Below are 25,407 nucleotides of genomic sequence, written 5' to 3'. Positions count from 1 at the left end.
TAGCATTTTGATCTTCAAAACGAATAGGTTAGCTCCGCTGAATCCGGTTCCATACGCATTTATGTGCGATCTGAGTAACGTGATGAGGATCGCACATGAATGATCTCGTAGTCCTTGCAGCTCTTGCCCTGCTCCATTTCGTAATTGGAGGCCTCTGGTATAGCCCTTTGGCCTTCGCTGAAGCTTGGATGAGCGGCTTGGGAGTTACCCAAGCAGACATAAGCGAAGCGAGGATCAACACCAAAGCGGCATTGGCGGCATCGGCACTGGCAAGCTTCGCACAGGCTGCGGTGATTATCGTGTTGCTTCGCCAAATCAGCGCACCCTCCATTTTCGTTGGGCTCACGTTGGGTGCGGCAATCGCAGCTGCCTTTTCGTTTTTACCCATGCTCAAGGATCGTGTCTGGGCGGACCGTCCTTGGTCGGTAATCCTCATCGACGCCGGCTACGAGTTGGTGGCCGCTTCCGTCGTTGGTGGGCTGGCCGTTTGGCTGCTTGTGTGAGCGACGAACAACAACTGGCTGCGGTGTTCTTTGCCCTATCCGACGGACAACGCCGCAGGGTCCTCCAAGAGGTTGCGCGTCGACCAGAAGCAAGGGTGACCGAGATCTGCGAAGCTTTTTCTGTCTCGCGCTTCGCCGTAATGCGCCACCTCAATATCCTGGAAGAGGCAGGCCTCATCGAGCGTGAAGCGGTGGGTCGCGAACGCCGAGTTCGACTGACCGATTGGAAGTTTGAAGACGCAATCCAAAATTGGATGCGACAGCAAAGAGGCGAATGCTGATGGCCAATTCGTTGATTGAGAAACTCGGTTGGAAGCCGGGCATGGGCACTGAAATCTGGCGCCTTCCGACGGCGCTCAAGATAGAACTCGCCCAACTTGAAGACGCAAGGTCTGACTCACCCACCTTCCGCATTGCTTTCGCCAGAAACGCGGCCGAACTCGAAGAAGCAGCTGCGCAGGTAGCGGCCAATTACATGGCGGGTGGCCATCTATGGCTCTGCTATCCCAAGAAATCTGGCCGGATCAAAAGCGACATCACTCGCGACGTTGGCTGGGAACCGATCCATGCTCTTGGACTGCTCGGCGTCAGGCAGATTGCCCTTGATGAGGATTGGTCCGCGTTGCGCTTCAGATTCAAAGAGGAAATCCCGGTAATCATGCGATCATCGCCCTCTGGCGGTCGACAGAAAGCAAATAGCTGAACTTCAACTTCATACCCAATTCCCGCCTTTGCTCTGCGCCTATCGCCAAGCAGCGCTTTCCTAAATCGGGTAATGCGCGCTATGGCCGCGGGCGATGATCCGTGGCCCCTTTCCCGCGCAGCTGTGCCTTGCGAAACTTGCCTTTCGAGAGCGGAGGTTTTTGCGCTCAAGACAGTGTCTCACATGTCTCCATCACGGCGCCTATGCAGCTTGATATCGACATTGAGGATTGGCCTGCCGGGGAATGGCAGGCGCTGGCCGAACGCGCGGCGCAGGCCGCAGGCGAGGGTGAGCCCTTGCTCGCCAACCCGCGCCTGATGGTGAGCATCCTGTTCACCTCGGACGCGGAAGTGCACGCCCTGAACCGCGAATGGCGCGACCGCGACAAGCCGACCAATGTGCTCTCTTTCCCGATGCTGGAACGGGCGGAACTCGCCGCGCTGGGCGGCGATGGCCCCCCTGTCATGCTCGGCGATATCGCGCTGGCCCATGCGACCTGCGCGCGCGAAGCGGCGGACAAGGCTGTGCCGCTCGAACACCATGCCGCTCATCTGATCGTGCATGGCCTGCTCCATCTTGCCGGTCACGATCATGTCGAAAGCGACACACAGGCCGAAGCAATGGAAGCGCTTGAAGTGGCAATACTTGCAAAATTGGCCATCCCTGACCCATATGGGCGGTGAAACAGCAGGAGCTTTCCAGACGGCCATGGCCGATTCTCCCTTATCCGCCGGAGACGCGGACAGTAGCAGCGGGCTGTGGCCTGCCATCCGTAAAGCACTTGGGCTGGGCGAAGGCGCGCGTTCGCTGCGCGAACAGCTTGAAGAAGCCATCGATGAGCACGAGGATGAAAACGGCGATTCCGCCGCGCCTGCCAAAGGCAGCGACAAGGGCGATCTGACCGCGCTTGAACGGCAGATGCTGCGCAACCTGCTGCATTTTTCCGAACATGATGCCGATGATGTCGCGGTACCGCGCGGCGAGATCGTGGCCGTGGATGCCGCGATTTCGTGGGACGAGCTGGTGGCGAAATTCTCCGAACATGGCCATTCGCGCATGCCGGTCTATCGCGAGCGGCTCGATGATGTGATCGGCATGATCCACATCAAGGATGTCTTTCCCTTTCTCGCCGAACGCAAACCGCCGCCCGCCGATTGGACGGTGCTGATGCGCCAGCCGCTTTATGTCCCGCAATCGCGCGGCGCGCTGGATGTGCTCGCCGACATGCGCGCACGGCGGGTGCATCTCGCGGTGGTGCTCGATGAGTTTTCCGGCACTGACGGGCTGATCACGATCGAGGATCTGGTCGAGGAAATCGTCGGCGAAATCGAGGACGAGCATGACGAAACGCCGGCCGCGCTGATCGTGCCGATCGGGGAGGGGATGTGGGATTGCGATGCCCGCGCCGAGCTTGATGATGTGGCCAAGCTGGTCGATCCGCGGCTCGCCGAGGTCGAGGAAGCGGTCGATACGCTGGGCGGGCTGGCGTTCGTGCTCGCCGAAGCCGTGCCGCCGGTGGGGGCGATTCTGGAACACCCGAGCGGCTGGCGCATTGAAGTCACCGCGGGTGACGAGACCCATGTGACGCGGTTGCGGCTCCATGCCCCGGCTGTTGCGAGCGAATTGCAGTAAAGGCAAGTCACCGCAAAATTTCTCGCAGCCACTTCGATTTTTTGCATCCTTTGGGGTTGTCGGGCGTATCTCCTTCGATCAAGGAGCCACACCATGCCTGCACGCCGCTTGCCTCCCCTGCGCGCTCTTGAAGCTTTCATGCGCACCGTTCGTCTTGGCTCGGCCCGCGCGGCGGCGGAAGAGATCGGGTTGAGTCCGTCCGCGCTGTCGCGGCGGATCACCAATCTGGAAGAATTCGTCGGCAAGAAGCTGTTCACCCGCGCGCGACAATCGATGCAACTCACGGATGAGGGGCAGGCCTTCTACGAAGCGGTCAATCCGCACATGGAAGCGCTCGCCCGCGCGGTGGAAAGCCAGTCGGACAATATCGCGCTGCTCCGTCTGCGGCTGGGCGTGCTGCCGATGTTCGGCAGCCAGCGGCTGTTCCCGCGATTGGGGGAGCTGCGCAAGCGCCACCCGCTGCTGCACATTGATATTGATACCGCGCCCCATCTCGAAGACCGGGTCGGGGATACGCTTGATGCCGCGATCATCCTCTCCCGCGGTCCGGCGAGCGGCCTCCATGCGGTGCGGCTTGATCACAATCTCGTCCACGCCATTTGCAGCAAGGAACTTGCGCGCGGGATCGGCAATGTCGTCTCGCCCGAGACCATGGCGAAACAGACCTTCCTGATCCACAACGAGCTGCCGGAAAGCTTTGTCGCGTGGAAGAAGGCCAACAGCCTTGAAGATATGGATCCGGTGGCGATCGATCATTATGATTCCGGCCAGCTGATGCTCGAAGCCGCAGCCCAGGGCCTCGGCATTGCGATTATGCATGATGATCACTTGCGCCGTGCGGGCGACAATCGCCTCACCAATCTGCCGGGCGTGCCGGTGGAAAGCCCCTATTCCTATTGGTTCGTGTGCAAGCCGGTCGCGCTGGAAAGCCGCCCGGTGCGGCTGTTTCACGATTGGCTGGTGCGCGCGGGGCTTTGAGCGCCCGGCGCTAGTCCTGCGGCTGGTAACGCACCGGGGCGACCGCGTGCGCAAATGGGCGCAGCGGCTTGCCAAGGATCTCCCCCAGCGCTTCTTCGATCCGCGCCCGGGCTTCGCTGCTGATCGCCTTGCGGCCGCGGAAATGCTCCGGGCTGAAGGGTTCGAGGAAATAAAGCTTGAGCGGGAAGGAGCCTTTGCGCGCCAGCACCCGCTTGGCATTGTTGAGGCCGCCTTCCTCGCCGATCCAGCCGATCCACTCGGCAACCTCGCCATAGTCGAGTACCACCGGCTGGACCAGCACGCCGGGCGGCGGCGGATCGAGCACCGACATCATCGAGGTCTTGAACGGCAGCAGCGATTGCCCGTCGGTGGTGGTGCCTTCGGGAAAGACCGTGACGGACCAGTTATCTTCCAAGGCTTCCTTGAGCGCGTTGATCTGTTCGGCGACGCCAAGCCGGTTCTCGCGCTTCACGAAGACGGTGCGGTTGAGGCTGGCGAGCCATCCCACCACCGGTGCTTCGGCAAGTTCGGCCTTGGCGACAAAGGCTGTGCCGCTCGCACCGGCGAGCGCCAGAATATCCATCCATGAAACGTGGTTGGCGATAAAGAAGACATCGCGCTTGAGATGGGTGCCGATGACTTCCACCCGCGCCCCGCACACGCGAGCGGCATAGCGCAGGAACAGCATCGGGAAGGGCGAGCCATAGGCGAGCGTGCGGAACGCGTAGTGCAGCGGCACAAACACCAGCAGAAGGCCAATCAGGGCGGCGGCGCGCAATCCGATCCGCAGCCAGCCACCCAGTGAAACCGGGGTGATTTCCCCGCGCGCGGCCGCCGCGCGCAAGGCAGCGTCAGTTGCGCTCTTCACGGGACAGCCTGACGCCGTAAAGCTCCATGCGGTGATCGACGAGACGATAGCCCAGCCGTTCAGCAATCTGGCGCTGGAGCGCTTCGACTTCGGGATCGACGAATTCGACGACCTTGCCGGTCTCGACATCGATCAGGTGATCGTGATGGGCTTCGGGAACGGGTTCATAGCGCGACCGGCCATCACCGAAATCATGGCGATCAAGAATGCCCGCTTCCTCGAACAGGCGCACTGTCCGGTAAACCGTGGCAATCGAGATCTTGGAATCGATGGCAGAGGCGCGTTCGTGCAGCAGTTCGACATCGGGATGATCGGTGCTGTCGGAAAGCACCTTGGCAATCACCCGGCGCTGTTCGGTGATGCGCAGGCCCTTTTCGGCACACAGCTGCTCAAGATCGATTTTCTGGCTCAAAAGACGCTCCGCCCCGGGCACCATCGGCACCCGCCTGATGGAAATGGTTGCGACACTTTACCGGGCCTTGCCAATGGGCTCAAGCCAAGCGGGAAAAAGCGGTGGACGAGCACCGCGCGGGCGACGTGATCCGGGCTGGAGCCAAGCCTGTCAGCGCGCGCGGTGCCGCCTTGCCTTACTTGGCGCGCCGGGTCTTCGCTGTCGCGCCTGGCTTGCGCCCGAGACCGATTTTCTTGGCGAGATCGCGGCGGGTCTCTGCATAATTGGGTGCGACCATCGGATAATCAGCCGGCAAGCCCCAGCGAGCACGGTATTCTTCCGGGGTCATGTTGTAATTGGTGCGAAGATAACGCTTAAGCATTTTGAGCTTTTTGCCATCTTCAAGGCACACAATGTAATCGGGCTTCACCGAAGACCGGACCGATACTGCCGGTTCAGGCCGGTTTTCCACCACCGGCGCCGCTTCACCAAGCCCTGCAAGTGCAGAGTAAACATTGGTGATAAGCCCCGGCAGGTCACCCACTGCAACATCGTTATTGCTGACATGCGCTGCGACAATATCGCTTGTCAGCGTGATTAGGGTTTCCTTCATTTCGAATTCCAAGTTCTGCATGAGTTCCTCGTGGTAACACTACCTTATTTTTTAAGGATTCCCAAATGCCGCAGAATTTCATCTTTTGCAAGAGGACTCCTTGAAATTGTGGAGGAATGTCCCGACCCTATCAAGGCTCTAGCGTCTTGCCAAAAGTAATAGCGTCGATGCGTTCCCCGCTTGGCGTTCGGTAATAGTTGAGTCGCTCACCAATCGGAGCAAATCCCAATTTACCATAAAGGGCGATCGCAGGGTTGCCGCGGCGCATCTCAAGAAAGACGCGAGTAATCCCGCGTTGCCGTGCCGCATCAAACAAGTGTCCGATCAATTGTTCGCCCAATCCACGACGACGATGTTGCGGATCGACTGCGATCAGCAGCAATTCTTCCTCATCGGCGGCGTGGCGGGTGAGGGTGAAGCCGGCCGGGATCAGCCGGCTTGGGCCGTCGGGGATGAGGGTACCCTCGGTGCTGATGACCAGCGCGTGGGTGCTGGCCAGCGTCAGCGCGTCGCTCACCTGCCGGCGGTTCCATGCCTCGCCATAAGCCGGATCAAAAGCAACGCTCATCACCTGCATGATCCGGTCAAGCTGGCGCGGGCAGGGCGTCATGGCGTGGCCTGTTGTTGCGCCAGCGGCATGGCATCGGGGCCGCGGCCATAGATCGGTGCGAGATCGCGGGTCAGCAGGGCTTCGGGAACGGCAAGCGCCTGACTGGCATCAGGCAGCAGCGCGAGCGCGATGCCATCTCCGCGCTGGGCAACCCAAGGCTCGGCCCGGTTGCCTGCGATCAGCGGGTGGGGGCGCCGCGCCAGTGCTGCTTCGGGCGTGAGTGAGGCCGTGTCACCTTGGGGCAGGCCCTGCGCATCAAAATCGCCGACAAACCATTCGCCATGTCCGCCATGCATGCAGACAGTCACCGCGCTGTCGCCCTGTTGCTGGCGCGTCATTGCGGCGACCAGCGCCAGCGTCGGATAGCCGAGCACCTCAGCCCCCCACGCGAGGCCGAGCGCGCGCGCGGTCGCCAATCCGATCCGCACACCGGTGAAGCTGCCGGGGCCAAGCGAAACGAGGATGCGCGGCGCCTGCCCCTTGTCGGGCAGCGCGGCAATCATCGGCACCAGTGCCTCGGCGTGCCCACGCCCGATCACCCGGTGATCGTGCGCCAGCACGGCGCCATCGGCCCCGAACAGGGCGATGGAGCAGGCTTCGCTGGCCGTCTCAATGGCGAGGGTGCGCATGAACAGCGCCGATGCCTCAGCCTGCCGCGCTATGCAAGGAGGCTTTGTGCGCCGTCAGGCGATGCGATTGAAGTGATCGAAATCAGGGCGGGGCGAGCGATCAAAGATGCTTGCCGGATCGCCATAGCCGACCGAGCAGATGAAATTGACGCGGTGGCGCGGTTCATCGGCGAAAAAGGCGGCGTTTACCGCGGCCGGATCGAACCCCGACATCGGCCCGCAATCAAGCCCGAGCGCGCGGGCGGCCAACATCAGATAGGCGCCTTGCAGCGAGGAATTGCGAAACGCGCCTTCCTCACGCCCTTTTTCATCGCCTTCGAACCAGCTTTTGGCATCGGTGTGCGGGAACAGCCAAGGCAGTTCCTCGTGGAAGTCGATATCATAGCCGATCACCGCGGTGACGGGCGCAGCGAGCACCTTGGCGCGGTTGCCTTCCATCACGCAATCCGCGAGCCGCGCTTTCGCTTCCGCCGATTTGACCCACACGATGCGCGCGGGCTGCATATTGGCCGAGGTCGGCGCCATCTTCATCAGATCCCAGATCGCATGAAGCTGGGCGTCCGATACGGGCTTGTCGAGCCAGCCATTATAGCTGCGCGCTTCGTTGAAAAGCTGGGCCAGCGCGTCGGCGCTGAGGGCATGATCGTGGAATTGCATGATCAGGCTGCGCGCACTTCGACAACTTCGGGGACATAATGCTTGAGCAGCCCTTCGATGCCGTGCTTGAGCGTCGCCGTGCTCGACGGACATCCCGAGCATGATCCTTGCAAAGTGAGATAAACGACCCCGTCGCGAAAGCCGCGATAGGCGATATCGCCGCCATCGCCAGCAACGGCAGGCCTCACGCGGGTTTGGAGCAATTCATTGATCGCGGAAATGATTTCGGCATCTTCCGCGCGCTCTTCCACGGCCATATCCATTTCCGGCGGCACGGCAATGCCGGCCGCGCTGCCGCCTGCGAACAGCGGGGCTTCGGACACGAAATGATCAAGCAGGATCGCGATGACCTGCGGCTTGAGCGCGGTCCAATCCGCGCCGGGGGCGGCGGTGACTGTTACGAAGTCCCAGCCATAGAACACGTTGACCACATCACCCGTGTCGAAAATGGCCTGTGCCAAGGGGCTCGCTTGCGCGGCTTCGGGCGAGGAAAATTCGCGGGTGCCAACCTCCATAACGGTCTTGCCGGGAAGGAACTTGAGGCTCGCCGGGTTGGGCGTGGTTTCGGTTTCGATGAACATGGCTGGCGATTTAAGACCGATCTTGTCGGATTTCAAGCGCGCAATCCTGTCGTCATTCACTATCCCTTCAGAAATTGCGCCCCTATAATCGGCTCCATGACCATGCTTGATCGGGCGGGCCGCGCCCTCTTTCTGCTTGCAGCGCCGCTCGCGCTCGCGTCCCCGCTGCTTGCCCAGACCCGCGAGGCCACCGTGCCCGCGCCTGCGGCGGAGAATGCGATCCCCACGCCGCGCTGGCTTCAGGCCAAGGGCGAAGTGCCCTGGCTCTATCGCGGCAGTGATGTTCCGGTCGATGAAGAATGGCTGTTCGGCGAGATGCCCAACGGGCTGCGCTATGCGGTGCGGCGCAATGGCGTGCCGCCTCGGCAGGTCGCCATCCGGGTGCGGATCGACGCCGGTTCGCTCCACGAGGAAGACAGCGAGCAAGGCTATGCCCACCTGATCGAACACCTGCTGTTCCGCGAAAGCCAGTATCTCGGGCAGGGTGCGGCGATTGCCGCATGGCAGCGGCTCGGGGCGACATTCGGCAGCGATGCCAATGCCGAAACCAGCCCGACGCACACCGCCTACAAGCTCGACATCCCCAATATTGACCGCGCCAAGCTGTCCGAAAGCTTCCGTCTGCTGTCGGGCATGGTGCGCGCGCCGGTGCTGAATGATGCCAATGTGCGCGCCGAATTGCCGATTGTGCTTGCCGAAAAGCGCGAGCGCGGCGGTGCCGGGCAGCGCGTGTCTGATCTGACGCGCAGCACGCTGTTTGCCGGGCAACGTCTCGCCAGCCGGAGTCCGATCGGCACCGAGGAAACCCTGCGCGGGGCAACCGGGCGCAAGGTGCGGGCCTTCTATGATCGCTGGTATCGCCCGGAAAATGCGGTGATCGTGGTCGCCGGTGATGCCGATCCGATGGAGCTGGCAGGCCTTGTCGAACAGTGGTTCGGGGATTGGCAAGGTTCGGGCACGCCGGGCGTTGCGCCGAATTTCGGCGATCCGGTTGTTCCCAAGGGCGCAACCGATGAACCCGTGATCGGCGCGCCGCTGGGCGAACTGGCCGTCGCGGTCGAGCCTGATCTGCCCCGCAGCCTCACCTATGCCGTGATGCGGCCTTGGCGCCCCAAGAATGACACGATCGTCTATAATGAAGGGCTGCTGCTGGATGCCGTGGCGCAGGCGATCATCAACCGGCGGCTCGAAGCGCGCGCCCGCGGTGGTGGCAGTTTCCTTTATGCGCAGGCACGGCAGGAGAATATCTCGCGTTCCGCCGATGCGACCTTCATCACATTCGCCCCGCTGTCAGGCGATTGGCAGGCTGCGCTCAATGATGTGCGCGGGGTGATTGCCGATGCGCTCGCCGAGCCGCCGACGCAGGAAGAGATCGATCGCGAAGTGGCCGAATTCGACGTCGTCTTTGCCAATGAAGTCGAACAGGCGCCCGTGCAATCGGGTGCCGATCTGGCGAACACGCTCGTCAATGCGGTCGACATTCGCGAAACCGTTGCCGCACCCGGCACGGTGCTCGCGGTGTTCCGCGGGATGAAGGCGCGGCTCAACCCCGAGGAAATCCTCGCCAGCACGCGGCGGCTGTTCGATGGCGATGTGCTGCGATCGGTCTATGTCACCCCGGTGGCGGGTGAGGCCGATGAAAGCGCCCTGCGGCTCGCGCTGGCCCGCGAGGTTGTGATTGATCCCAGTGCGCGGCTCGCGGCGCAGAGCATTTCCTTTGCCGATTTGCCGCCTGTCGGCGCGCCCGGCGAAATCACCAAGCGTGCGCCGCTCGGGGTGTTGGAGGTGGAGCAGATCGAATTCGCCAATGGCGTGCGCGCCTTGGTGTGGGCGAGCGATGCCGAACCGGGGCGCGTGACAGTGCGGGTCCGGTTCGGCGCCGGGCAACGCGCGTTCGACCAGAGCAATGCGGTCTATGCCTCGCTCGGCGAAGCCGCGCTGGTCGGCTCGGGCATTGGCGAGCTGGGACAGAACGAGTTGGATCGCCTGGCGACCGGGCGCAAGCTCGGCTTCGATTTCGCGATCGGGGAAGGGGTGTTCACCTTCACCGCGCAAACCCGGCCCGATGATGTCGCGGGCCAGCTGTATCTGTTTGCAGCCAAGCTCGCCAATCCGCGCTGGGATGCTGATCCGGTGATCCGCGCCAAGGCTGCCGCAGGGCTTGCCTACAACACCTATTCGACGAGCCCCGGCGGGGTGTTGCAGCGCGATCTCGACTTTGTCGCCACGGGCAATGATGCGCGCTTCGCCACGCCATCGCCTGAAGCTCTTGAGGCCGCCACGCCCGAAGGCTTCCGTGCGGTGTGGGAACCGCTGCTGAAGCAGGGCCCGGTCGAAGTGCTCGTGTTCGGCGAAGTGGATCCCGAAGCCATCGCCGAACAGCTGCGCCTGACTTTCGGTGCCTTGCCACCGCGTGAGCCGATTGCACCCGAGATCGCGGCGCGGGTCCCCGGCTTTGCCAAGGCGAGTGACGGGCCGAGCGTGCTCTATCACCGCGGCGATGCCAACCAGGCCGCCGCCGCCGTGATCTGGCCGAGCGGGGGCGGGATGGCGAGCATCCGCGAATCCCGCCAGCTCGAAATCCTCACCCAGTTGTTCAACAACCGCTTGCTCGATGCGCTGCGCGAACGCGCCGGGGCGAGCTATTCGCCGCAGGTGTTTTCAAACTGGCCCACCGATGTCGAGAGCGGCGGGCGGATCACCGCGCTCGCCCAGCTTGAGCCGGATTTCGTGCCGATCTTCTTCGCCGAGGCTGATCGGATTGCCCGCGACCTCGCGGCAAACCCACCCGCGGCGGACGAGCTGGAGCGCGTCACCGGGCCGCTTGGCCAGATGATCCAGCGCGCCTCGACCGGCAATCAGTTCTGGCTCTACAATCTCGAGGGCGCGAGCTTTGATCCCCAGCGCGTCGCGCTGCTGCGCTCGCTGCTGGTTGATTACACGCAGACCACGCCCGAAGTGATGCAGTTTCTGGCGGAACGCTATTTCACCCAGCGCCGACCGCTGCGGCTGGCGGTGATCCCGCAAGGTCAGACACTTGCTGCCGAACCTGCCCGGCGCAACAGCCGGGGTAATGCCCGGGCGCGCTGACCGGACGAGAAATAATATTGTCGCAGGAGGCATTGAGGCTTTACAAATCTAACGCGCCTCCTGTAGCGGCGCGGCCCGCGGCTGGAATGTGCCGCACATTCTTGCCATATGGCCTGATGACATTTGGAAGACTTGCAAAGTGACGAAGACCTGGACCCCGCAAAGCTGGCAGACCCACGAAGCGCGCCACTTGCCGCATTACGAGGATGCGGCGGAGCTCGCTGCGGCAGAAGCGACGCTTGCGTCCTATCCGCCGTTGGTATTCGCGGGTGAGGCGCGCGCGCTCAAGGCCGATCTGGCGCAGGTTGCGCGCGGCCACGGCTTCCTGCTGCAAGGCGGGGATTGTGCGGAAAGCTTTGCCGAATTCCATCCCAACAATATCCGCGATACCTTCCGCGCGATCCTGCAAATGGCCGTGGTGATGACCTTCGCCAGCAAGCGTCCGGTGGTGAAAGTGGGACGCATGGCGGGTCAGTTTGCCAAGCCGCGCTCGTCGCCGACCGAGACAATCGATGGCGTGACCCTGCCGAGCTATCTGGGCGACAATATCAACGGGATCGAATTTGATCCTGCCGCACGCCGTAATGATCCGGCGCGCATGGTGCGCGCTTATTCGCAGGCGGCGGCGACGCTCAACTTGCTGCGCGCCTTTGCCGGCGGGGGCTATGCCAATCTGCGGCAGGTCCACCAGTGGACACTTGATTTCATGGGCCGCACGCCGTGGACCGAGAAGTTCTCGGAAATGGCCGACCGGATCGGCGAAGCGCTCGATTTCATGGAAGCCTGCGGGGTTGATCCCGGCACGGTGCCGCAATTGAAGGGCACCAGCTTCTATACCAGCCACGAAGCGCTGTTGCTGCCTTACGAGCAGGCGATGACGCGGCAGGATTCGCTCACCGGCGATTGGTATGCGACCAGCGCGCACATGCTGTGGATCGGGGATCGCACCCGCTTCCCCGGTTCGGCGCACATCGAATACGCCCGTGGCATCGGCAATCCGCTCGGCATGAAGTGCGGCCCCTCGCTCGAGCCTGATGCACTGCTCACCTTGCTCGACACGCTCAACCCCCGCCGCGAGGCGGGGCGGATCACGCTGATCAGCCGTTTTGGCCACGACAAGGTTGAGGAAGGCCTGCCACGGCTGGTGCGCGCGGTGGAGCGTGAAGGGCATCCGGTGGTGTGGAGCTGCGATCCGATGCACGGCAATGTCATCAAGTCGGATAATGGCTTCAAGACGCGGCCGTTTGATCGCATTCTCAGAGAAGTGCGTGGTTTCTTTGCGGTGCACCGTGCCGAGGGCACCCATCCGGGTGGCATCCATATCGAGATGACCGGGCAGGATGTGACCGAATGCGTCGGCGGAGCGGTGGCCATCACCGAGGAACGGCTGGGCGATCGCTACCACACCCATTGCGATCCGCGCCTTAATGCCGAGCAATCGCTTGAGCTGGCTTTCCTTGTCGCAGAAATGCTCAACGAAGCCGCGGGCGAGCGCGCTCCGGCACTTGCGGCTGACGCGGCCTGATTGTCGCCGCGCAAGCGGAAACCGGCTCTGCCCCCGCGCGTTGGGCGGGCATGGAAACGACGCATCACGACATTCTGATTATTGGCGCAGGCATGGCGGGCCTGTCCTGCGCCCGGCATCTGGCTGATGCGGGGCTGGCGCCTGTGCTGATCGACAAGGGCCGCGGTCCCGGCGGGCGGATGGCATCCCGCCGCATGACGATTGCCGGCGCAGACATTTCCTTCGATCACGGCGCGCAATATTTCACCGCGCGCGATCCGGCGTTTCGTGCCGCAGTCGCCGCTTGGGAGGAGGCGGGGGCAGCAGCGCCTTGGCCCGACGCCGGTGACAAGGCCTTCGTTGGCACGCCCGGCATGAACGGCCCGCTCAAGACGATGGCGCAAGGGTTTGATGTGCGATGGGGCGTGCGCGCCACGCAGCTTGCCAGAGAAGGCACGAGCTGGCGCGTGACGACCGATGCGGGCGAGATCACCGCGCGGTGTGTCGTGGTTGCAGTTCCGGCCGAGCAGGCGCATGACTTGCTTGCCGCAGCCGCGCCCGAACTCGCCGCGCTGCCCGCTGCTGTCACGTCTGCGCCGTGCTGGGCGGTGCTGGTGGCTTTTGCCGAACCCCTGCCGCTGACCGAGGCCTGCCTGCGTCGTGACGGGCCCATCAGCTGGGCCGCGCGCAACGCTGCCAAGCCGCAGCGGGCTCCTCTGGAAACCTGGGTGATCCACGCCTCGCCAGCGCGCAGCCGCGAAGTGCTCGACATGCCGCGTGATGCGGTTGCGGCGCTGCTGCTGGAGGATTTCCGCACGGCTGCTGGTCTGGCGTGCCTGCCCGAGCTTGTCCACTGCGATGCGCATCGCTGGCTTTATGCCTTGCCCGGCGTTGTCGCGGCTGAGCCAGCGCGCTTCGATGCGGCAGCGGGCATCGGGATTGCGGGGGATTACCTGCACAGCCCGCGGGTTGAAGGGGCCTGGCTGTCGGGCCGCAAGCTGGCGAATGCGATCTTGCACGAAAGGGTAGCGCCGCAAGCCTGCTGACCGGCACGGCTGGGCGGCGAGCTTTCAGCCAATAAAAAACCCCGCACCAACGCGGGGTTTTTCAGGCTGTTTCGATGGTGGGCGTAGGAAGGATTGAACTTCCGACCCCTGCGATGTCAACACAGTGCTCTACCACTGAGCTATACGCCCACGCTATCGAACAGCGCGCCCTTGCAGGCGGAGCGCGCCCTTAACCCAAGCACGCGAGGCACGCAAGCGATTCGCGCGATGATCAGGGTTGGGCTTCTCGCGCGTTTTCGAACATGCGTTCCACTTCGAGCACGAGATCGCGCAAATGGAACGGCTTGGAGAGCACTTTGGCCGAGGGCTGTTCCCGGCTCGCGCGCAAGCTGACCGCCGCAAAACCCGTAATGAACATCACCTTGGTGCGCGGGCTGATCTCGGCACAATGCTGTGCAAGCTCGATCCCGTCCATTTCGGGCATGACAATGTCCGAGACCAGCAAATCGAAATCGCCGCTTTCCAGCAAGGGCAGCGCTGCAACACCGCTTTCCACGGCGCAGACTTCGTAACCCGCATTGGTAAGCGCGCGGGCAAGGTAGGTGCGCATGGCCTCTTCGTCTTCGGCAAGAAGGATACGCGGTGCAACAAGTGTTTTCATGGCGAGGCGTCTAGCACGAGGGCCTTAAGAAATCTTTGTGCGCGATCCGCTGCCGCTTGCGCGATTGCCGCTTTGACAAGCCGGAGCAATCAAGGCAGCACAGGGCTGGCATGGCTCAGCACCCTGATCTTCCGCAGCATTCCGATGGTTCCTTGGTGCCGCAAGGGGCCGAAGCCAGCCAACGGATCAGGCGGCAGGGTGGCAGGACGGCCCATGGCCTTTCCGATCCGGCCTTCACGCTAGATGCCCCGACCGCGCCTGGCTTGCCGGTGCTGGTCGCGGTGCCGCATGGCGGGCGCGCCTATCCGGCTGATCTGCTCGCGCGGATGCGCGCGCCCGATCTGTGCCGGCTGCGGCTTGAGGATCGCCATGTCGATCAACTCGGCACCGCCATCGCCGAGGCGACAGGTGCATCGCTGCTGCGCGCCCATGCGCCGCGCGCGATGCTCGATCTCAACCGGGCGGAAAGCGATATTGATTGGGAGATGATCGAAGGCCCGCGGCTGGCCCGGCCGGTTGCGGCACCCGGGGCGAATCACCGCGCGCGCAGTGGTCTCGGATTGATCCCCCGGCGCTTGCCCGGGCATGGGGAAATCTGGCGCACACGCCTGCCGCGCGCTGAACTCGATCGGCGGATTGCCGATGTGCACCAACCCTATCACCGCGCCTTGGCCGAAGAATTGCAGCGTATCCGCGACCTCTGGGGCGCGGCGCTGCTGATCGACCTGCATTCGATGCCGCCGCTCACCCAGCGCGATTCACCCACGCCGGCGCCGGTCATGGTGCTCGGCGACCGGTTCGGGGCTTCGTGCCATCATGCCTTGGTGAGCCGGGGCTTGAGCTTCTTCGAAAGCGAAGGCGTGCCCGCCGCGCAGAACCGCCCCTATTCAGGCGGCTATGTGCTCGATAGTCACGGCGCGCCCGAGTCCGGGATTCACGCCCTGCAGATCGAGGTCTGCCGATCGCTTTATCTCGATGATAGCTTTGCCGAACTGACCCCGGCGGCGGCAGGGGTTGCGGCCTTGCTCGCGCGGCTGGTCTATGCGCTCGGCCAGGAAACCGCGGCGCTAGGGCAGGCGCGCAGCATGCTTGAGGCGGCTGAATAGCAACGCCCGCCGCCTGCGCCCTGTCATCAGGGGCAAGCGACGGGCGCGCGTGATCACGGATGGATCAGTTGACGGCAGCAGCTGGAATGGCGGGCATCTTGCCCATGGCCGCTTGGCGTTCGAAGATATGGCGCATCAGGTTCAGCGAGAACAGGTGCGCATGGATCAGCATGAGGATGCCGTTCTTGCTGATTTCTTCGAGCTTTTCGACGGGCAATTCGCGCAGCTTGGTTTCATCGACCATGCGGAAGCCGCGATAGATGAAGGGCGTGTCGGGCTGATCATTGCGGGTGATCGCGACTTCGCCGTCCATCATGATGCCGAGGTCGTCGAGCACCTTGATGAAGGCCTGTGTGCGCTGACCGGCTTCTTCGAACTGGCGGCAGAACTCGAGCACCTGCTGGGTGTAATCGGTCGGCTCACCCTTGTCCGAGAAGAAGGCCTGACCTTCGACATTCTTGCCGATGTTCTTGACCGACGGATCAAAGCACAGCGACAGTTCCTGCGCTTCGGGCTGGAGCCGCGCCAGCATGAAGGGATAGCGGCGCACATAGGCAGGCAGATAGACTTCGGAGACCAGCTTGTTGTCATCGCCCATGAAGGTGTTGACGCCTTCGTTCAGGCCCAGCAGCGCGATCGGCACCGGGTTTTCGCCGACAGTGAACACGATCGGGAAATGGCGCTGCGCGTCGACGAATTCCTCCACCGTCAGCGGGATCGCGTGGGTGTTCGCCATGAAAGCGGCGTTTTCCAGCGGCCCGACTTTCCAGTCGGTGTGATCACGGCTGTTGAGCGGAATAAGATCACTGTAAAAGAGCGGAAGGGTCGGCTGCGGCGCGCTGGCCATGAAGTCATCTCCGAGAATAGTGGGCCGGACAAGCCCTTGAACACTATCCGTGCGACCAGCAGCATATCCGCCCGCCCACCGGATGGGCGGGGCTTTAGGGCTTTGCGCAGCACGGTGCAAGCCGCAGCGGATAATCCGGTTCAGGCCCTCAACAGTTTGCCCGGATTGAGCAGTCCGGCAGGGTCCAGCGCCTGTTTGATCGCCCGCATCATGCCAAGCCGCACCGGATCTGCGAGGCGGGCGAGTTCATCCACCTTCATCTGGCCAATGCCATGTTCGGCGCTGATCGAACCGCCCCAGTCGCGCACCAGATCATGCACCGCTGCGCTGATGGTTTTGCCCTCGGTTTCTTCCCACACGCCGGCAACCGCGCCAGCAGGGGCGAGCACGTGGAAGTGGACATTGCCATCGCCAAGATGGCCGAAGGCAACAGCGCGGCAGCCCGGAAAGCGGGCTTCAAGCGCAGGACTGGCGGCAAGGATGAATTCCGGCATCTTTTCGACCGGCACGGAAATGTCGTGCTGCATGGCCGGGCCAAGCGCCCGTTCGGCCGCCGAAATGCCATCGCGCAGCGCCCAGAAGGCTTCGGCCTCGCGCTCGTTGGCGGCTATCACCGCGTCCGCGATCAGGCCCTGTTCGAGCACTTCTCCCAGCACGGTTTCGACCGCCTCACGCAAGGCCACAGGATCATCGCCGCTGGTGACAAACTCGATCAGCGCATTCCACGGATCGGCCTGCGCCAAGGGCGCGCGTGCGCCTGCCTGATGCGCGAGCACGCTGGCAAGGCAATGCGCGGGCACGACTTCGAACCCTTCGAGCACATCGCCGAGCCGCGCCTGAAGGCGTTGCAGCACGCTGCGCGCCGCGGTGATCGAAGCCAGCCCGGCCCAGATCGTCACCCGCCCGGTCGGGGCGGGCAGCAGCCGCAGGCAGGCCGCTGTGACGATCCCCAGCGTGCCTTCCGAGCCGATCAGCAGCTGTTTGAGATCAAACCCGCGATTGTCTTTCTTGAGCACCGCCAGGCCATCGAACACCGACCCGTCCGCCAGCACGGCTTCGAGCCCGAGCACCTGTGCCCGCATCGTCCCATGGCGGAGCACTTGCGTGCCGCCGGCATTGGTGGCGATCAGCCCGCCGATTGTCGCCGAACCCTTGCCGCCCAGCGTCAGCGGGAAGCGCATGCCCGCCGCCTCCGCCGCATTTTGGAGACTTTGCAGCACCACACCGGCTTCGCAAATGACTTGCCCATCATCCGCGCTCAGGGTGCGGATTGCGTTCATCCGCCGCAGCGAGAGGATGATCGCCGTGCCGCTGGCATCCGGCGTCGCCCCGCCTGCCATTCCGCTATTGCCGCCTTGTGGGACAAGCGGCACGCCGAATTCCGCGCATAACTGCACCAGCGCGGCCACTTCCGCGGTGCTGGCAGGGGAGGCCATCGCCAGCGCACGGCCGGTATAGCGTCCGCGCCAGTCGGTCAGCCACGGCAGCAGCAAGTCGGGATCATCCGTTAACCCGCGCGGGCCGAGCAGATCGCGTACCCGATCAAGAAACCGGGCTGTCAGGGCGGGATCGCGGCGAAGAGAGGATGCGGTTGTCATGGGCGGAGGTATGCCACAGCCACGATGCTGTGCACCAGTTGCTTTGCGGCATCACCTGCATGATGCACAACCGCTGTCGATGCGTCAGTTCATTTTCGGTTCAACCATGGCTGATAAGGCAGGCAAGGGATCACAGCTTCGTCCCGCGTGCCATCGCCGTCATTCGGGACATCAGGAGGAAGCCAGGCCATCATGCCCCGCGCGTCTGTTCTGGGAGCGCTGCTCGCGCTGGCCGCCGTGTGTCTGCCAACGGGCAGTCAAGCGCGGGCAGGCGTGGCCTCACCCGTCGAAGTCTGGGGCCTGTTCAATCCGCTGCAGGCCTGGTGGGAACGGCAGACCGCCCGCCAGGTGCGGATCGAACAGCGGGTCGTGGTGCGAATCTCACCCCAACCGATGAGCAATCGTCAGGAACTGGCGGCACAGGCCTTCGAACGGGCGCTGACCACCCGCTATGAGGAAAAGCGGATCGGCCGGTGCCTGCCGCTTGAAGAGATTGCAGGGGTCAAGACCGGCAGCGGTAACCGGCTGGTGCTGTTCCTGCGCGATAACCGGATGGTTTCGCTCAATCTCGACAAGTCTTGCCGGGCCCGCGATTTCTACTCCGGCTTCTATGTCGAACGGCATCAGGATGGGCGGCTATGCGTGGAACGCGATCTGTTGCAGTCGCGCATCGGGCCCAAGTGCGAAGTCGAGCGCTTGCGCCAGCTGGTCGCGATCGAGGATTGAGCCGCGCTTTCGCCGCAGCCCGCTATGGGGCGAACCCCGCAGATTTCTTGACTTTGCGCGCCATTTGAGCAAAGGCGCGGGCACCGTTGGCGATAGGATCGCCCGGGGGCAAGCATTCGGGCAGCGATAACTGCCCCTTATCCGGACAACACACCCAGCATGACCTTCGCCGATCTCGGCCTTTCGCCTGAATTGCTTAAAGCCGTCGAGGATGCGGGCTACACCACGCCCACAGCCATTCAGGCGCAGGCGATCCCGACCGTGCTGATGATGCGAGACCTCATCGGCATCGCCCAGACGGGGACGGGCAAGACAGCCAGCTTCGTGCTCCCGATGATCGACGTGATGGCCGCAGGCCGCCGCCGGGCCTTGATGCCGCGTTCACTGATCCTCGAACCGACGCGCGAACTTGCCGCGCAGGTTGCCGAGAATTTCGAGAAGTACGGCAAGAACCACGATCTCAAGATGGCGCTGCTGATCGGCGGGGTGCAGATGGGCGATCAGCTCAAGGCGCTGGATGAAGGCGTCGACGTCCTGATCGCCACGCCGGGCCGCCTGATGGACCTGTTCGAGCGTGGCAAGATCCTGCTGACCGGCTGCGAATTGCTCGTGATCGACGAGGCTGACCGCATGCTCGACATGGGGTTCATCCCCGATATCGAATTCATCTGCTCGAAGCTTCCCGAAACCCGGCAGACGATGCTGTTTTCGGCGACGATGCCGCCCCCGATCGAAAAGCTGGCCAAGAAATTTCTCAACAATCCCAAGCGGATAGAGGTAAGCCGCGCGGCTTCGACCAACGCCGATATCACTGCCTTCAAGGTGCCGGTGAAGAGCCGGGCCAAGCGCGAGACGTTGCGCTGGTTCCTTGAAAATGATCTTGTCGAGACAGCGATCATCTTCGCTAACCGCAAGACCACAGTGCGCGAACTCAACCAGAGCCTCAAGCGCCACGGCTTCCGTTCGTCCGAGATCCATGGTGACATGGATCAAGGCAGCCGCTTGAAGGAACTGGATCGCTTCAAATCGGGCGAGGTGAATATTCTCGTCGCTTCCGACGTTGCGGCGCGCGGGCTCGACATCAAGGGTGTCAGCCACGTGTTCAACTTCGACACGCCGTGGCACCCCGATGATTACGTCCACCGCATCGGCCGCACCGGCCGGGCGGGGGCCAAGGGCCGCGCCTTCACCTTCGTGTTGGAGGAAGATGCCGAAGCCATCGCCAATGTCGAAAAGCTGACAGGCAGTGCGATCAAGGTGTTCGGCAAGGAAGACGTGCGCGTCGATCTGTCTGAAGTCATCGCCCGCGCCGAAGCCGCCAAGGCCGAAGCCCCGCGCGAAGAGCGTGAGGAGCGCCCTGAGCGTGAGACCTCGCGCAAGCCCCGCCGCGCCCGCGAAGAGCGCGAGCCGCGCGAGCAACGCCAACCCCGCGAAGAGCGGGCCGAACGCAAGCCGCACCGCGAAAAGGATGCGCCGCGTGAGGATCGTGGCCCGCGCGCGCCGCGCGCGCGCCGCTATCACGAGGATGATGAACCCGTGCCCGCCGGTGAATGGAACGGCCCGCGTCCGGCTTTCCTCGATGTCGGGTTCGGCTGACTTAACGCTTTGTTCGCTGTTCTTGTGGCAGTGATCCTGCCCGATGGAACCGTTCGTTTCCGCCGCAATGGAAAGCCTTAGGGAAATCGCGCCGATTGCGCTGATTTTCATGGCGCTGGCCTATGTGCTCAAACGGGACAAGGTGTGGGCAGGGCTCAAATCCGCCCGGCGCGAGGTCGGCACCAATTTCGGCCTGCTGCTGTTCAACAGCGTGGTGATGATCCCTTTGCTCACAGTGCCGCTCGGCCTGTTCCGCAGCAATATCCCGCAATTGCCGATGATACCCGCGTTCTGGGAAATGCTGCCCAAGCTGCTGGTGGTGATCATCGCCATCGTGATCATCGATCTGGCGGCCTATTGGCGCCACCGGCTGGAGCATAGCCGTGCCTTCTGGCGCATCCATGCCACCCACCATGCCGACGAAGCGATGAACTGGCTGACCTTGCATCGCAAGCACCCGCTCGGTGAATTGCTCAGCCTGGTGCTCGATCTCATCCCGGTGCTGCTGCTGGGTCTGCCGATCTGGGCCATCGTTACGGCCGCCCTGCTGCGGTCCTGGTGGGGTTATCTGATCCACGCCGATGTGCCGTGGACCCTTGGCATCTTTGGCAAGGTGATGATGTCGCCCGCTGCGCATCGCCTGCATCATATTCGCGATGAAGCGCTGATGGGGTCCAATTACGCCAACACCATCACCTTGTGGGATCGTCTGTTCGGAACATACATCGATCCCGCGCCCTATCTGAACTGCGAGACGGGCATTGCCGAAGGCTCGCGCACTCTGATCGGGGAATTCGCCCGTCCGTTCGAAGCGCGCTATTGGCGGCGTCCGGCTAGACCGGTCGAGGCCGATCAGTCAGCCGCCTAACCCACCACCGTCACGAAGCTGTCGAGGACGCGCTTTTCGCCGGCCTCCTCGAACTGGATGGTCAGCTTGTTGCCTTCCTGATCGATGACACAGCCCGTGCCGAACTTGGCGTGGGTGACCATCGCCCCGATTGCGATGTCTGACCGGGCGGGGGCGGCAAAGCTGGCGGCGGAACTGGTGTTTTCGCGCAGGCGGGCGGGGTTCTTGTCATAACCCGAAGTCAACGCGCGCTGCCAGCCGGGGCCACGCGCCTGCACCTTGTCGGGCCGCGCCGCCGCGACATGCGCGAAGGGATCTTCCTGTTCGCGCCAATTCGCGCGCCACAGCGATGCCCCGCCGGTGAGCGTGGTTTCCTGCTCGATATGCTCTTGCGGCAATTCCTCGATGAAGCGCGAGGGAATGCTGCTCGTCCATTGGCCATAGATACGGCGATTGGCGGCGTGGGTGATGATGCAGCGCCGGCGTGCCCGCGTGATCGCGACATAGGCGAGGCGGCGTTCTTCCTCGAGGCTTGCAAGCCCGCCTTCGTCAATCGCGCGCTGCGACGGGAACACGCCTTCTTCCCATCCGACACAGAAGATGTGATCGAATTCGAGACCCTTGGCGGCATGGATGGTCATGATGGTGACGGTGTTTTCATCATCCGACCGATCATTATCCATGACCAGACTGACATGTTCGAGGAAATCGCCGAGCGTTTCGTATTCCTCCATCGCGCGGGCCAGTTCGGAGAGGTTTTCCGCGCGCCCGGCGCTTTCCGGCGTGCGATCCGCGGCGAGCATGGCGTTGTAGCCGCTTTCCTCCAGCACCAGTCTGAGCAGATCGGCGGGTGTGATATCATCGGCAGTTTCGCGCCAGCGCAGGAATTGCCGCATCAGGCTGCCGATGGTGTTGGCCGCACGCACCGGAAGTTCATCGCTATCGGCCAGTTGCAGCGCGGCGGCGGCCAGCGGCAGATCCATGCGACGGGCGTGCTGGTGCATCTTTTCGAGCGCCTTGGCACCCAGACCGCGCTTGGGCTGGTTGTAGATACGCTCGAAGGCGAGATCATCCTGTGGCTGCGCGATCACGCGCAGATAGGCAAGCGCATCGCGGATCTCGGCGCGCTCGTAGAAGCGGAACCCCCCGATGATACGATAATTGACGCCGATCTGGATGAAGCGATCTTCGAATTCGCGGGTCTGGTATTGCGCGCGGACAAGGATGGCGACGCGATCCAGCGGCGCGCCTTCGCGTTCTAGCCGTTCGATCTCCTCGCCCACCCGGCGCGCTTCTTCGGGCGCGTCCCACACGCCGATCACGCGCACCTTGTCGCCGCCATTGGTCTCGGTCCACAAGGTCTTGTCGTGGCGGTGCGAATTGGCGCGGATCAGGCCCGAAGCCGCACCCAGAATATGCGGGGTAGAGCGGTAATTCTGTTCGAGCCGGATCACCTGCGCCCCGGGAAAATCTTTCTCGAACCGCAGGATATTGGCAACTTCCGCGCCGCGCCACGAATAGATCGATTGGTCATCATCGCCAACCACGCAGATATTCTTGTGCTCCTGTGCGAGGAGGCGCAGCCAGAGATACTGCACGGCGTTGGTGTCCTGATATTCGTCCACCATGATGTAGCGGAAGCGCCGCTGGTAATCCGAAAGGATATCGGGATGCGCACGCAGGATGTTCAGCATGTGCAGCATCAGATCGCCGAAGTCGCAGGCGTTGAGCGCCTTCAGACGATCCTGATAGCTGCGATAGAGCGCGGTGCCGCGGCCATTGGCGTAGGCTTCGTTTTCCACCGCATCGAGATCGGCGGGGTTGAGCCCGCGGTTCTTCCAGCGATCGATCAGCCCGGCCAGCTGGCGGGCGGGCCAGCGCTTTTCATCAAGATCCGCCTCGATGATGAGCTGTTTCAGCAAGCGCAGCTGATCGTCGGTGTCGATGATGGTGTAGTTGGACTGGAGCCCGGCCAGTTCGGCATGGCGGCGCAGCATCTTGGCGCAGATCGAATGGAAGGTGCCGAGCCACTGCATCCCTTCCGCACCCGGCCCGAGATGGCCAGCAACACGCTCACGCATTTCGCGCGCGGCCTTGTTGGTGAAGGTGACGCAAAGGATCTGCGAGGGATAGGCGCGCCGGGTTGCCACCAGATGCGCCATGCGTGCCGTCAGCGCGGCGGTTTTGCCAGTGCCCGCGCCTGCGAGCATCAACACCGGGCCTTCCGTCGCCAGCACAGCCTCACGCTGCGGCGCGTTGAGCCGTGCCGCATAGGCGGGGATGCCGTCTGAACCGGCGCTGGAGGGGGCAGGATTGTTCATGGTGTGGCTTGAACAGGTAGAGAACGCAGCCGCGACCCGCAAGCCGCCTTCCTCGCGTTTTCGACTAATCCCACAAATGCCACGCATTTGGGTGAGCCGTGTGCCCGCCGGGGTGCGTGCCCGCACGGCTGGCTTGGCAGGCCAGGCCTTTGTCGGCATCTTCGATTGATCGGAACAGGGGACATCATCCCGATCAAGAGCAGTGCGGTCACGCTTGGGGGAAAACAAAGGAGATACCCATGCGTAGATTTTCGAGAACCGTTCTTGTCGCTGCTCTGGCAGCGCTCGCCTTGCCGATCCCGCCGGCGCTGGCGTTGCAAGACGAAGCCACTGCCGCGCCCGATGGCCTCACACCCGAGCAGCAGTCGGCCATGATGACATGGCCGGAAGACACAAAGGCGTTCTATGCCTCACTCTCGGCTGAACAGCAGCAAGTGTTCTGGGCGCTTTCCGATGAGGACAAGGTTACGCTTTCGCGCATGGAACCGGCCCAACGAGACGAAGTGATGCGGCAGTTGCAGGCACGTCTTGGGGGCTCTCCCGCGAAAGGGCAGTAAGCATCGCGGCGCCCGGTTGGATGAGGGATCAGGCGGGACGCAGCAGCGTCAGCTTGCCCTTGCCGACCGGGCGCTCGCTTTCGATCGCCAGACCCTTGATGTCGGTGGTTTCTTTCCCCGAGGTTTCGAGCGCGATCCAGCTTTCCGGCCCAATCCAACCGAGCCGCAGCAGCCGATCAAGCGCCACGCCGCCCGCGCCGGTGTGATAGGGCGGATCGAGCAGGATCAGATCATAGGGCTGGGCGCTGGCCCGCAGGCTCATCACCGAACCCGCTTCCACATGGGTGCGAGCACGGGCATCCAGCGCGGTGATATTGGCGCGGATCGCATCGAGCGCCGCGCGGTCCTGTTCGACAAACAGGCAATGCGCCGCCCCGCGTGACAGGGCCTCCAGCCCGAGCGCGCCCGAACCGGCAAAGAGATCGGCGACGCGCAGGCCTTCGAAGGCACCCAGCCTGCTGGTGAGCATGCTGAACAGCGTCTCGCGCGCACGATCAGCCGTCGGGCGGGTCGCCTCGCCCTTGGGCGCGATCAGTTTGCGCCCGCGCCATTTGCCGGCAATGATCCGCATCAGCGCGCGTTCCGACCAAGCTGGTTGAGGAAGCGGGTGAGCGCTGGCTTGGGGATGGGCACCGCCTGCCCGCGCGGCAGGTCGCCCAGTTCGAACGGGCCATAGGCGGTGCGGATGAGGCGGTTCACCTTCAATCCGAGATGTTCGAGCACGCGGCGCACTTCGCGGTTCTTGCCTTCGGTAATCGTCATCTCGACCCACAGATTGCGCCCGGACGAGCGTTCGAGATTGGCGTCGATCGGGCCATAGCGCACGCCATCGATCTCGACCCCGTCCATCAGATCTTCAAGCTGGGCCTGGGTCACTTCGCCAAAAGCGCGGGCGCGGTAGGTGCGCGGCACCTGACTGGCGGGCAATTCCATGCGGCGCTTCAATTCGCCATCATTGGTCAGCAGCAACAGCCCTTCGGTGTTGAGATCCAGGCGGCCAATCGGCATCAGGCGCGGTGCGCCCTTGGGCAAGGCGTTGCGCAGGGCAGTGTAGATCGTCGGCCGGCCCGCGGGATCGCGTTCGGCGGTGATCAGCCCGGTCGGCTTGTGAAAGGCGTAAAGCTGGGCCGGTTCGGGCGCGGCAACCGGCTTGCCATCCACTGTCACCCCGGCGAGGCTGGTGAGGATCGTTGCGGGCGTTTCGAGCACCTTGCCATCCCGCGCAATGCGCCCTTCAGCGATCATGCGTTCGATCTCGCGGCGGCTGGCGATCCCGGCGCGGGCGAGCAGCTTGGCGATACGATCGCCTTCGGGACGATCGGGTGACCGGACGGATCGTGCCGGTGAGGGCTGGGCAGGGGGCTTGGAGGGCATGGCGCGCC

Annotated in this window: 27 protein-coding genes and 1 tRNA gene; 14 read left to right on the top strand and 14 right to left on the bottom strand. The window is 63.3% G+C overall.

Annotated features, from left to right (window positions below):
- The first annotated feature begins 95 nt into the window (after positions 1 to 95).
- The 6 genes from SOQ14_RS02470 to SOQ14_RS02445 all read left to right on the top strand — a co-directional run bounded on the left by SOQ14_RS02470 (position 96) and on the right by SOQ14_RS02445 (position 3,816).
- Positions 96 to 503 carry a DUF1761 domain-containing protein gene (locus SOQ14_RS02470; RefSeq protein ID WP_322896460.1) on the top strand — a complete coding sequence of 136 codons (408 nt, stop codon included), beginning with the start codon at positions 96 to 98 and terminating at the stop codon, positions 501 to 503.
- Entirely contained in the window at positions 500 to 784 is a 285-nt protein-coding gene (locus SOQ14_RS02465; protein WP_322896459.1) for an ArsR/SmtB family transcription factor, read from the top strand. Before SOQ14_RS02470 ends, SOQ14_RS02465 begins: the two co-directional genes overlap by 4 nt.
- Positions 778 to 1,206: a hypothetical protein gene (locus SOQ14_RS02460; protein WP_322896458.1), complete on the top strand. Its 429-nt coding sequence runs from the start codon at positions 778 to 780 to the stop codon at positions 1,204 to 1,206. Before SOQ14_RS02465 ends, SOQ14_RS02460 begins: the two co-directional genes overlap by 7 nt.
- A 203-nt stretch (positions 1,207 to 1,409) precedes the next feature.
- Positions 1,410 to 1,889: an rRNA maturation RNase YbeY gene (gene ybeY / locus SOQ14_RS02455; protein ID WP_322896457.1), complete on the top strand. Its 480-nt coding sequence runs from the start codon at positions 1,410 to 1,412 to the stop codon at positions 1,887 to 1,889.
- Positions 1,890 to 1,914: 25 nt separating this feature from the next.
- Positions 1,915 to 2,838 carry a hemolysin family protein gene (locus tag SOQ14_RS02450; RefSeq protein WP_322896456.1) on the top strand — a complete coding sequence of 308 codons (924 nt, stop codon included), beginning with the start codon at positions 1,915 to 1,917 and terminating at the stop codon, positions 2,836 to 2,838.
- Between the two features lie 93 nt (positions 2,839 to 2,931).
- Positions 2,932 to 3,816, top strand: coding sequence for a LysR substrate-binding domain-containing protein (locus SOQ14_RS02445; protein WP_322896455.1), 885 nt, complete (start codon positions 2,932 to 2,934; stop codon positions 3,814 to 3,816).
- A 10-nt stretch (positions 3,817 to 3,826) separates the two neighbouring features.
- Here SOQ14_RS02445 and SOQ14_RS02440 read toward each other — a convergent pair whose 3' ends face one another.
- The 7 genes from SOQ14_RS02440 to SOQ14_RS02410 form a co-directional block, all read right to left on the bottom strand.
- Positions 3,827 to 4,684 carry a lysophospholipid acyltransferase family protein gene (locus SOQ14_RS02440; protein WP_322896454.1) on the bottom strand — a complete coding sequence of 286 codons (858 nt, stop codon included), beginning with the start codon at positions 4,682 to 4,684 and terminating at the stop codon, positions 3,827 to 3,829.
- Positions 4,668 to 5,096, bottom strand: a complete 429-nt coding sequence (locus tag SOQ14_RS02435; RefSeq protein WP_322896453.1) for a Fur family transcriptional regulator — start codon at positions 5,094 to 5,096, stop codon at positions 4,668 to 4,670. Before SOQ14_RS02435 ends, SOQ14_RS02440 begins: the two co-directional genes overlap by 17 nt.
- 175 nt (positions 5,097 to 5,271) lie before the next feature.
- A complete protein-coding gene (locus SOQ14_RS02430; protein ID WP_322896452.1) occupies positions 5,272 to 5,709 on the bottom strand; it encodes a Ros/MucR family transcriptional regulator in 438 nt (145 codons plus the stop codon).
- A gap of 109 nt (positions 5,710 to 5,818) precedes the next feature.
- A complete protein-coding gene (locus tag SOQ14_RS02425; RefSeq protein WP_322896451.1) occupies positions 5,819 to 6,298 on the bottom strand; it encodes a GNAT family N-acetyltransferase in 480 nt (159 codons plus the stop codon).
- A complete protein-coding gene (tsaB, locus tag SOQ14_RS02420) occupies positions 6,295 to 6,927 on the bottom strand; it encodes a tRNA (adenosine(37)-N6)-threonylcarbamoyltransferase complex dimerization subunit type 1 TsaB (RefSeq protein ID WP_322896450.1) in 633 nt (210 codons plus the stop codon). Before tsaB ends, SOQ14_RS02425 begins: the two co-directional genes overlap by 4 nt.
- 54 nt (positions 6,928 to 6,981) lie before the next feature.
- Complete coding sequence (locus SOQ14_RS02415; RefSeq protein ID WP_322896709.1) at positions 6,982 to 7,590, bottom strand: malonic semialdehyde reductase; 609 nt, start codon at positions 7,588 to 7,590, stop codon at positions 6,982 to 6,984.
- A complete protein-coding gene (locus tag SOQ14_RS02410) occupies positions 7,587 to 8,165 on the bottom strand; it encodes a NifU family protein (protein WP_322896449.1) in 579 nt (192 codons plus the stop codon). The genes SOQ14_RS02415 and SOQ14_RS02410 overlap by 4 nt, the downstream gene beginning before the upstream one ends.
- Positions 8,166 to 8,261: 96 nt before the next feature.
- On the opposite strand from SOQ14_RS02410, the gene SOQ14_RS02405 reads away from it, so the two are divergent.
- The 3 genes from SOQ14_RS02405 (at position 8,262) to SOQ14_RS02395 (ending at position 13,805) form a co-directional block, all read left to right on the top strand.
- On the top strand, positions 8,262 to 11,255 hold the full coding sequence (locus SOQ14_RS02405) for a M16 family metallopeptidase (protein WP_322896448.1): 2,994 nt from the start codon (positions 8,262 to 8,264) through the stop codon (positions 11,253 to 11,255).
- Between the two features lie 139 nt (positions 11,256 to 11,394).
- Positions 11,395 to 12,780 carry a class II 3-deoxy-7-phosphoheptulonate synthase gene (locus SOQ14_RS02400; protein ID WP_322896447.1) on the top strand — a complete coding sequence of 462 codons (1,386 nt, stop codon included), beginning with the start codon at positions 11,395 to 11,397 and terminating at the stop codon, positions 12,778 to 12,780.
- A 50-nt stretch (positions 12,781 to 12,830) separates the two neighbouring features.
- Positions 12,831 to 13,805, top strand: a complete 975-nt coding sequence (locus SOQ14_RS02395) for an NAD(P)/FAD-dependent oxidoreductase (protein WP_322896446.1) — start codon at positions 12,831 to 12,833, stop codon at positions 13,803 to 13,805.
- Between the two features lie 75 nt (positions 13,806 to 13,880).
- Here SOQ14_RS02395 and SOQ14_RS02390 read toward each other — a convergent pair.
- Together SOQ14_RS02390 and cpdR are read right to left on the bottom strand one after the other, a co-directional pair.
- A tRNA-Val gene (locus SOQ14_RS02390) sits at positions 13,881 to 13,955 on the bottom strand.
- Positions 13,956 to 14,037: 82 nt separating this feature from the next.
- Positions 14,038 to 14,427: a cell cycle two-component system response regulator CpdR gene (cpdR, locus tag SOQ14_RS02385; RefSeq protein WP_322896445.1), complete on the bottom strand. Its 390-nt coding sequence runs from the start codon at positions 14,425 to 14,427 to the stop codon at positions 14,038 to 14,040.
- A gap of 110 nt (positions 14,428 to 14,537) precedes the next feature.
- Here cpdR and SOQ14_RS02380 point away from each other — a divergent pair, with 110 nt between their 5' ends.
- Positions 14,538 to 15,533, top strand: a complete 996-nt coding sequence (locus SOQ14_RS02380; RefSeq protein ID WP_322896444.1) for an N-formylglutamate amidohydrolase — start codon at positions 14,538 to 14,540, stop codon at positions 15,531 to 15,533.
- Positions 15,534 to 15,597: 64 nt separating this feature from the next.
- Here the strand turns inward: SOQ14_RS02380 and SOQ14_RS02375 are convergent, their stop codons facing one another.
- Together SOQ14_RS02375 and SOQ14_RS02370 are read right to left on the bottom strand one after the other, a co-directional pair.
- Positions 15,598 to 16,380, bottom strand: a complete 783-nt coding sequence (locus tag SOQ14_RS02375; protein WP_322896443.1) for a SapC family protein — start codon at positions 16,378 to 16,380, stop codon at positions 15,598 to 15,600.
- 140 nt (positions 16,381 to 16,520) lie between these two features.
- Positions 16,521 to 17,978 (bottom strand): FAD-binding oxidoreductase, encoded by a 1,458-nt coding sequence (locus SOQ14_RS02370; protein ID WP_322896442.1) that lies wholly within the window; start codon positions 17,976 to 17,978, stop codon positions 16,521 to 16,523.
- 192 nt (positions 17,979 to 18,170) lie between these two features.
- Between SOQ14_RS02370 and SOQ14_RS02365 the strand changes: the two genes are divergently transcribed.
- The 3 genes from SOQ14_RS02365 to SOQ14_RS02355 all read left to right on the top strand — a co-directional run bounded on the left by SOQ14_RS02365 (position 18,171) and on the right by SOQ14_RS02355 (position 21,168).
- Complete coding sequence (locus SOQ14_RS02365) at positions 18,171 to 18,704, top strand: hypothetical protein (RefSeq protein WP_322896441.1); 534 nt, start codon at positions 18,171 to 18,173, stop codon at positions 18,702 to 18,704.
- A 159-nt stretch (positions 18,705 to 18,863) separates the two neighbouring features.
- Complete coding sequence (locus SOQ14_RS02360; protein ID WP_322896440.1) at positions 18,864 to 20,300, top strand: DEAD/DEAH box helicase; 1,437 nt, start codon at positions 18,864 to 18,866, stop codon at positions 20,298 to 20,300.
- Positions 20,301 to 20,367: 67 nt separating this feature from the next.
- Positions 20,368 to 21,168 carry a sterol desaturase family protein gene (locus tag SOQ14_RS02355; protein WP_322896439.1) on the top strand — a complete coding sequence of 267 codons (801 nt, stop codon included), beginning with the start codon at positions 20,368 to 20,370 and terminating at the stop codon, positions 21,166 to 21,168.
- On the opposite strand, the gene SOQ14_RS02350 is transcribed toward SOQ14_RS02355, so the two are convergent.
- Complete coding sequence (locus SOQ14_RS02350) at positions 21,165 to 23,468, bottom strand: ATP-dependent helicase (protein WP_322896438.1); 2,304 nt, start codon at positions 23,466 to 23,468, stop codon at positions 21,165 to 21,167. The genes SOQ14_RS02355 and SOQ14_RS02350 overlap by 4 nt on opposite strands.
- 239 nt (positions 23,469 to 23,707) lie before the next feature.
- On the opposite strand from SOQ14_RS02350, the gene SOQ14_RS02345 reads away from it, so the two are divergent.
- Complete coding sequence (locus SOQ14_RS02345) at positions 23,708 to 24,025, top strand: hypothetical protein (protein WP_322896437.1); 318 nt, start codon at positions 23,708 to 23,710, stop codon at positions 24,023 to 24,025.
- 28 nt (positions 24,026 to 24,053) lie between these two features.
- On the opposite strand, the gene rsmD is transcribed toward SOQ14_RS02345, so the two are convergent.
- Positions 24,054 to 24,596 (bottom strand): 16S rRNA (guanine(966)-N(2))-methyltransferase RsmD, encoded by a 543-nt coding sequence (gene rsmD / locus SOQ14_RS02340; RefSeq protein WP_322896436.1) that lies wholly within the window; start codon positions 24,594 to 24,596, stop codon positions 24,054 to 24,056.
- Positions 24,596 to 25,399, bottom strand: a complete 804-nt coding sequence (locus SOQ14_RS02335; RefSeq protein ID WP_322896435.1) for a pseudouridine synthase — start codon at positions 25,397 to 25,399, stop codon at positions 24,596 to 24,598. Before SOQ14_RS02335 ends, rsmD begins: the two co-directional genes overlap by 1 nt.
- Between the last annotated feature and the right edge of the window lie 8 nt (positions 25,400 to 25,407).

It is taken from the genome of Erythrobacter epiphyticus, from assembly GCF_034653295.1.
Taxonomy (GTDB): domain Bacteria; phylum Pseudomonadota; class Alphaproteobacteria; order Sphingomonadales; family Sphingomonadaceae; genus Erythrobacter.
The sequence above is the reverse complement of the archived record's forward strand: the minus strand, read 5'-3'. Positions and strand labels throughout refer to the sequence as shown.

What these genes read in the sequence shown, in the direction of transcription:
- SOQ14_RS02470 (WP_322896460.1), top strand. Translation starts at nt 96, where the DNA reads ATGAATGATCTCGTAGTCCTTGCAGCTCTTGCCCTGCTCCATTTCGTA.
- SOQ14_RS02410 (WP_322896449.1), bottom strand. Translation starts at nt 8,165, where the DNA reads ATGTTCATCGAAACCGAAACCACGCCCAACCCGGCGAGCCTCAAGTTC.
- tsaB (WP_322896450.1), bottom strand. Translation starts at nt 6,927, where the DNA reads ATGCGCACCCTCGCCATTGAGACGGCCAGCGAAGCCTGCTCCATCGCC.
- SOQ14_RS02380 (WP_322896444.1), top strand. Translation starts at nt 14,538, where the DNA reads ATGGCTCAGCACCCTGATCTTCCGCAGCATTCCGATGGTTCCTTGGTG.
- SOQ14_RS02335 (WP_322896435.1), bottom strand. Translation starts at nt 25,399, where the DNA reads ATGCCCTCCAAGCCCCCTGCCCAGCCCTCACCGGCACGATCCGTCCGG.
- SOQ14_RS02430 (WP_322896452.1), bottom strand. Translation starts at nt 5,709, where the DNA reads ATGCAGAACTTGGAATTCGAAATGAAGGAAACCCTAATCACGCTGACA.
- rsmD (WP_322896436.1), bottom strand. Translation starts at nt 24,596, where the DNA reads ATGCGGATCATTGCCGGCAAATGGCGCGGGCGCAAACTGATCGCGCCC.
- SOQ14_RS02460 (WP_322896458.1), top strand. Translation starts at nt 778, where the DNA reads ATGCTGATGGCCAATTCGTTGATTGAGAAACTCGGTTGGAAGCCGGGC.
- SOQ14_RS02445 (WP_322896455.1), top strand. Translation starts at nt 2,932, where the DNA reads ATGCCTGCACGCCGCTTGCCTCCCCTGCGCGCTCTTGAAGCTTTCATG.
- cpdR (WP_322896445.1), bottom strand. Translation starts at nt 14,427, where the DNA reads ATGAAAACACTTGTTGCACCGCGTATCCTTCTTGCCGAAGACGAAGAG.
- SOQ14_RS02450 (WP_322896456.1), top strand. Translation starts at nt 1,915, where the DNA reads ATGGCCGATTCTCCCTTATCCGCCGGAGACGCGGACAGTAGCAGCGGG.
- SOQ14_RS02345 (WP_322896437.1), top strand. Translation starts at nt 23,708, where the DNA reads ATGCGTAGATTTTCGAGAACCGTTCTTGTCGCTGCTCTGGCAGCGCTC.
- SOQ14_RS02425 (WP_322896451.1), bottom strand. Translation starts at nt 6,298, where the DNA reads ATGACGCCCTGCCCGCGCCAGCTTGACCGGATCATGCAGGTGATGAGC.
- SOQ14_RS02360 (WP_322896440.1), top strand. Translation starts at nt 18,864, where the DNA reads ATGACCTTCGCCGATCTCGGCCTTTCGCCTGAATTGCTTAAAGCCGTC.
- SOQ14_RS02355 (WP_322896439.1), top strand. Translation starts at nt 20,368, where the DNA reads ATGGAAAGCCTTAGGGAAATCGCGCCGATTGCGCTGATTTTCATGGCG.
- SOQ14_RS02350 (WP_322896438.1), bottom strand. Translation starts at nt 23,468, where the DNA reads ATGAACAATCCTGCCCCCTCCAGCGCCGGTTCAGACGGCATCCCCGCC.
- SOQ14_RS02405 (WP_322896448.1), top strand. Translation starts at nt 8,262, where the DNA reads ATGACCATGCTTGATCGGGCGGGCCGCGCCCTCTTTCTGCTTGCAGCG.
- ybeY (WP_322896457.1), top strand. Translation starts at nt 1,410, where the DNA reads ATGCAGCTTGATATCGACATTGAGGATTGGCCTGCCGGGGAATGGCAG.
- SOQ14_RS02365 (WP_322896441.1), top strand. Translation starts at nt 18,171, where the DNA reads ATGCCCCGCGCGTCTGTTCTGGGAGCGCTGCTCGCGCTGGCCGCCGTG.
- SOQ14_RS02395 (WP_322896446.1), top strand. Translation starts at nt 12,831, where the DNA reads ATGGAAACGACGCATCACGACATTCTGATTATTGGCGCAGGCATGGCG.
- SOQ14_RS02375 (WP_322896443.1), bottom strand. Translation starts at nt 16,380, where the DNA reads ATGGCCAGCGCGCCGCAGCCGACCCTTCCGCTCTTTTACAGTGATCTT.
- SOQ14_RS02370 (WP_322896442.1), bottom strand. Translation starts at nt 17,978, where the DNA reads ATGACAACCGCATCCTCTCTTCGCCGCGATCCCGCCCTGACAGCCCGG.